At 61.0% G+C, this 5,055-nt stretch carries 7 protein-coding genes; 4 read left to right on the forward strand and 3 right to left on the reverse strand.

Annotation, left to right across the window (positions count from 1 at the left end; all coding sequences use genetic code 11):
- The coding region (locus AC1DSG_RS27455; RefSeq protein WP_477793555.1) for an integrase core domain-containing protein at positions 1 to 212 on the forward strand (212 nt) is incomplete at its 5' end.
- A 106-nt stretch (positions 213 to 318) separates the two neighbouring features.
- On the opposite strand, the gene AC1DSG_RS27460 is transcribed toward AC1DSG_RS27455, so the two are convergent.
- Positions 319 to 804 (reverse strand): 2-thiouracil desulfurase family protein, encoded by a 486-nt coding sequence (locus AC1DSG_RS27460; RefSeq protein ID WP_477793685.1) that lies wholly within the window; start codon positions 802 to 804, stop codon positions 319 to 321.
- Between the two features lie 2 nt (positions 805 to 806).
- Positions 807 to 1,439 carry a 2OG-Fe(II) oxygenase gene (locus AC1DSG_RS27465; protein ID WP_477793686.1) on the reverse strand — a complete coding sequence of 211 codons (633 nt, stop codon included), beginning with the start codon at positions 1,437 to 1,439 and terminating at the stop codon, positions 807 to 809.
- Positions 1,440 to 1,547: 108 nt separating this feature from the next.
- Between AC1DSG_RS27465 and AC1DSG_RS27470 the strand changes: the two genes are divergently transcribed.
- On the forward strand, positions 1,548 to 2,300 hold the full coding sequence (locus AC1DSG_RS27470) for a DUF2059 domain-containing protein (RefSeq protein WP_477793687.1): 753 nt from the start codon (positions 1,548 to 1,550) through the stop codon (positions 2,298 to 2,300).
- 42 nt (positions 2,301 to 2,342) lie between these two features.
- Here the strand turns inward: AC1DSG_RS27470 and bipL are convergent, their stop codons facing one another.
- On the reverse strand, positions 2,343 to 3,290 hold the full coding sequence (bipL, locus tag AC1DSG_RS27475) for a phospholipase BipL (protein WP_477793688.1): 948 nt from the start codon (positions 3,288 to 3,290) through the stop codon (positions 2,343 to 2,345).
- Positions 3,291 to 3,388: 98 nt separating this feature from the next.
- Here bipL and AC1DSG_RS27480 point away from each other — a divergent pair, with 98 nt between their 5' ends.
- On the forward strand, positions 3,389 to 3,967 hold the full coding sequence (locus tag AC1DSG_RS27480; protein ID WP_477793689.1) for a DUF6436 domain-containing protein: 579 nt from the start codon (positions 3,389 to 3,391) through the stop codon (positions 3,965 to 3,967).
- A gap of 103 nt (positions 3,968 to 4,070) precedes the next feature.
- The coding region (locus AC1DSG_RS27485) for a penicillin acylase family protein (protein WP_477793690.1) at positions 4,071 to 5,055 on the forward strand (985 nt) is incomplete at its 3' end.

A 5,055-nucleotide genomic window follows, 5' to 3' on the forward strand; every position in this document is an offset into this window, starting at 1 on the left:
CGGTGCGCAGCCCGCAGAGCAACGGCATGGCCGAGAGCTTCGTGAAGACGATCAAGCGGGATTATGTGGCGCACATGCCCAAGCCGGATCGAGAAACGGCGCTGCGTAACCTGGCAATTGCCTTTGAGCATTACAACGAGCAGCATCCGCACAGCGCTTTGAACTATCGCTCACCGAGAGAATTCAGGCGCTTGGCAGTGGCATCCATTTAACGGGGAGTTGGTGTCCGGTTTTGTAGGGGCAAGTCCAATCAGTCAGCAGAGATGTTGAATGTTAGTCCGCTATCGCGAGCAGGCTCGCTCCCACAGGGGATTGGTGTCAGTCGAATGAATTAAGCGCTGCCGCCGCTTCGGCCAGCTCCTGTTCGCTGAAGACAAGCACGCCATTGCGCTTGAGCAACGCCGCCGTCACACCTTCGCCAGTAACCTTCACGCCACTGAAGCTGCCGTCATACGTCAGCAAATTCCCGCAGGACGGGCTGTTGGCCTTGAGCACGGCGATGCGAATGCCGTGCTTTTGCACCAGTTCCAGCGCCTGATAAGCCCCCGAAAGGAACTCGGCACTGACATCCTCGCCCTCGGTGGTGATCACGCTGGCGTGGCCATCCAGCACTTCAGCGCCCTGCCCGCCGGGAATCTCCGCCGCAGCCCTGGGCGTCGGCAAGCCGCCGGCAACCTCAGGGCACAACGGGAGGACCCGGCCTTCATCCAGCCACTGCTGAAGCTGATCGAATGGACCGCTGGCCCCGCCGTCGTAACGGACGCGGTGGCCCAGCAGGCAGCGGCTTACCAGAATCTTTTGCATGATCAGAACGGCTCGTTACCCCGACGCCGGAACCAGCCGGTCAACGACAGGCGATCCCGGGTGGCGGGCAGGACTTCGTGGGGCACTTCACCCGACAGAAACACCACCAGGCATCCGCCGGTGGGCACGACATCGTATTCGACACCCTCATCCAGATACATGCGCAACTGACCGCCGTGCTCGGGCAACCAGGCGTCATTGAGGTACACCACCGCCGACACCATGCGCCGGTCATCATCGCGGAAACGGTCGACGTGCTTGAGGTAGAACGCACCGGGCGGGTACAGCGCAAAATGGCTTTCGAAATCTTCCAGGCCCAGAAACAAGCCGCGATTCATCGCTTGGCGCAGGTTGTCCATCAACGCAAGGTAGCTGTCGCACGCTTCGGCCTGGCCGGGATCGATCCACTGGATATGATCGCCGCGAATCCCCTCGCGAACCTCAGATGACGGTCCTCGACCCACCGCGGCGGGAGCCAGCTCACCCTCGGCCGCACGTTTACGGCACTCAGCCGCCAGCGCTCGGGTCAGATCCAGAGGCAGGAAAATATTCTGTTGCGACCAGCCGCGCGCAGCCAGGTCGTCAACGATACGTAACAGCAGCGGGTGATCAGAGGGTATTTGCATGCCGCGCATAGTATTCCTGTGCCTGAAAATCCGACAGAGCCACGCAGCGGGTTGATACGAATTCTCGACAAGTACGGATGCCACACGGAGAATAGTCGCCTGCTGACAGGAGTCCCTATGCGCCGGTTGCTTTTTTCACTATTGATGTTCTGTGCTTTGCCCGCCTGGGCAGACGGCTACGACCAGTTGTACAAGGTCGCCGGCTGGCCAGAGCAACGCGCGCACTTCACCGACGCCCTTTCGGCCGCGCAACAACGTTACGAAAGCAGCCTGCCGCCGGCGGTGTTTCAAGCGCTGGTCAATAACAGTAATCAACGTTTCGCTGCCCAGTCCGTCGATCAGCGCGCCGAAGCGCAATTGCGCAAGAGCCTCGCCGATCCAAAACCCGCACTGACCTTCTTTCAATCGCCCCTGGGCAAAAAAGTCATCGCTGCCGAACTGCTGGCAACCCGGCGCGACCAACTGGCGAAAAACGCCAAGGGCCTGCCGAAGATTCAGGCAAGCGACAGCCGTCAACTGATCATCGGCCACCTGGCCCAGGCTCTGCCCGCTCGCGAGGCGGGGGCTGAAGTCAGCCTGGCGATTGCCGGCGTCGCGGCCGACAGCCTGAGCTCAATGATCCCCGGTCTGCTGGGTGGCGGCCAGGCGCAAGGGATGTTGAACGGTCAACGCCAACGCTTGATGGACCAGATCGGCAGCGACCTGAACAACACGTTGCTGTATGTCTATCGCGACCTCTCGGATGACGAACTGGAAGAGTTCGCCACGTTTGCCGAGTCCACTGAGGGCCAGGCTTATTACCAGGCGGCGCTGGCGGCGATTCGGGCGGGGTTGGCGGTGGGTCAGAGTACTTCGAACCTCAGCCAATGATCAGCGGCACCTGATAAATCGCCTTCGCTGGCAAGCCAGCTCCTACAGATTCCGGCCCTTGATCCGCTTGGTCAAAAACCCGAAATACTCCTCACGCATCACCCGCGTCTCATTCGCCAGATGATGCCGCGCCTGCGGCAACATCAACACCTGAGGCCGATCGAACTTGGCCTTCAACACCCCAAGGTTATGCTCCCAATCCACCGTCATGTCCGCCTGCCCCTGCACGATCAGCGGCCGACGCGGGCTGTTCGGTGCGGCTTCGATTTGCTTGATCCAGCGCGCCAACGCCCCGACCCAGGCCGTTGGCAGACGCTGCGGCTGCAAAGGGTCGGCCTGGAGGAACGGCAAGAAATCAGGGTCGTTGGAGTTTTCGCTAAAGCGCCGGGCGATGGCTTTGACGAATGGTTTGAGCAGGTAATAGCTGAGCTTTGACCACCCCCAGGCACGCGGCCTGACCAAGGGCGACAATAGAATCACCTGACCTTGAGCGGGGCTGTTCGCACCTTGATTGAGCACATGATCGATCACGATCGCCCCACCCGTGCTCTGCCCGCACAAGTGCCACGGCTGCGGCAGGTCGATGGACAACGCCTCGGCGAACAAGCCTTCCAGCGTGTCCTGATACTCGGCGAATTCCTTGATGCTCGCCCGCTCGCCGCTGGACAGACCATGCCCCGGCAGGTCGCAGGAGATCACGGCGAACCCCTGATCCAGCGCCCACTCAATCACATGGCGATAGAGCCCGGTGTGATCGTAGAACCCGTGGAACATAAACAACGTCGCCTTCGCCCGCTCCGGCCACCAATACTGACTGACCAATTGATAGCCATCGATCTCGAAACGCCCCAGCCCCCCGCGCAGCGTACGCCCCGGAAAATCCAGCCCGTAAAAACGCTGATACGCCATGGCCTCGGTCGACAGCGCCTGGCCTTCGGCCAAGGGCCGCAGGCTGGCGCGCAAATGATCGGGGGTAAAAGTGGCAGACATGAATGATTCCAGAGCGTTAAACAGACTTTATGGGCCCTGTGATATTCATCTGTCGCAGCAAGCATGGCAAGCTAGCCGACCTTCGAGGATCCACACCCATGCGTCCGGCCTACCGCACCCCACTGCTTGCCAGCCTGCTCGCCCTCGTGTGTGCCGGCGTGCTGTGGGCCGCGTATGACTGGTTTCAAGGGCGCTATTTACGCGCGTTCAGCGAACACACTGCGTTGTTTTCCGGCGACCCATTGCGCTTGCCCGATGACCTCGCCGGCCCCGGCGCCATCCGCCTGGTGCACTTCTGGGACCCTGCCTGCCCGTGCAACGTCGGCAATCAACAACACTTGAGTGAACTGGTTGAGCGCTATGTGCCGCAGGGCGTCGAGTTTTATGCCGTGCAGAAACCCGGCAGTCACGGCCAGTTACCCACCACGCTGAGCAGCCTGAAAACCATCAATGTGCTGCCGGGCGCCAACCAGATCCCCGCCAGCCCGGCCGTGGCGATCTGGGACCGCAGCGGCAAACTGGCCTATTTCGGCCCGTACAGCGAAGGCCTGACCTGCAATTCGAACAACAGCTTTATCGAACCCATTCTGCAAGCACTGAGCGAAGGGCGCGCGGTGAGCGCAACCCATACGCTGGCCATCGGTTGTTACTGCCCGTGGCCGGTGGAAGTGAAGTAAGGCATTCCTGACTTTTGCAGGACCGCAATGCCCGACACAGAAGGTCTGTGTTACATGTTTGCAGCCCACACGGGCGGCAATCCAATAAGAACAAGGAGTCACCATGAAACGCGTCCTGACCGTACTTGCCTCGCTGGTCGTCGTGCTCGCCATCGGGGTCGGCGGGTACGTGTACAGCAAGCAGCCGACGCGCCAGGGCCAGGTCGAGCTGCAACACCTGCAAGGGTCGGTGACCGTGCGCTACGACGAGCGCGGCGTACCGCATATACGCGCGGAAAACGAAGCCGACCTCTACCGCACCCTCGGTTATGTGCAGGCCCAGGACCGCTTGTTCCAGATGGAAGCCATGCGGCGTTTGGCCCGTGGTGAACTGGCGGAAATCCTCGGCCCGAAACTGATCGACACCGACAAACTATTCCGCAGCCTGCGCATCCGTGAACGTGCCGCCAGCTACGTGGCCGCTCTGGATCGGCAGTCGCCGGCATGGAAGGCCCTGGAAGCCTATCTGGACGGGATCAATCAATATCAGGACACGCATGCTGCGCCCGCCGAGTTCGACGTGCTGGGCATCCACAAACGTCCGTTCACGGCTGAAGACAGCATCAGCGTCGCCGGTTACATGGCGTACAGCTTTGCCGCGGCGTTTCGCACCGAACCCTTGCTGACGTTTGTGCGCGACCAATTGGGCGCCAACTACCTGAACATCTTCGACCTCGACTGGCAGCCCAAAGGCGTGTTGGCCGAGGGGCATTCCGAATCTGTACCAGCACTGTCCGTCAATGACTGGAAGGACCTGAACGCCCTTGCCCGCCTGAGCGAACAGGCGCTGGCCGACAATGGCCTGCCACAATTCGAAGGCAGCAACGCCTGGGTGATTTCCGGTAATCGAAGCAAAAGCGGCAAGCCGTTGCTGGCCGGCGACCCGCATATTCGCTTCTCGGTGCCGGCGGTCTGGTACGAGGCACATCTCTCGGCGCCAGGCTTCGAGCTGTACGGCCACCATCAGGCGTTGGTGCCCTTTGCATTTTTGGGCCACAACCAGGATTTCGGCTGGAGCCTGACCATGTTCCAGAACGACGATCTGGACC

It is taken from the genome of Pseudomonas sp. P5_A12, assembly GCF_056400685.1.

Excerpts from the sequence above, each read along its gene's own strand:
- AC1DSG_RS27460 (WP_477793685.1), bottom strand. The coding sequence starts at position 804 with ATGCAAAAGATTCTGGTAAGCCGCTGCCTGCTGGGCCACCGCGTCCGT.
- AC1DSG_RS27465 (WP_477793686.1), bottom strand. The coding sequence starts at position 1,439 with ATGCGCGGCATGCAAATACCCTCTGATCACCCGCTGCTGTTACGTATC.
- AC1DSG_RS27470 (WP_477793687.1), top strand. The coding sequence starts at position 1,548 with ATGCGCCGGTTGCTTTTTTCACTATTGATGTTCTGTGCTTTGCCCGCC.
- bipL (WP_477793688.1), bottom strand. The coding sequence starts at position 3,290 with ATGTCTGCCACTTTTACCCCCGATCATTTGCGCGCCAGCCTGCGGCCC.
- AC1DSG_RS27480 (WP_477793689.1), top strand. The coding sequence starts at position 3,389 with ATGCGTCCGGCCTACCGCACCCCACTGCTTGCCAGCCTGCTCGCCCTC.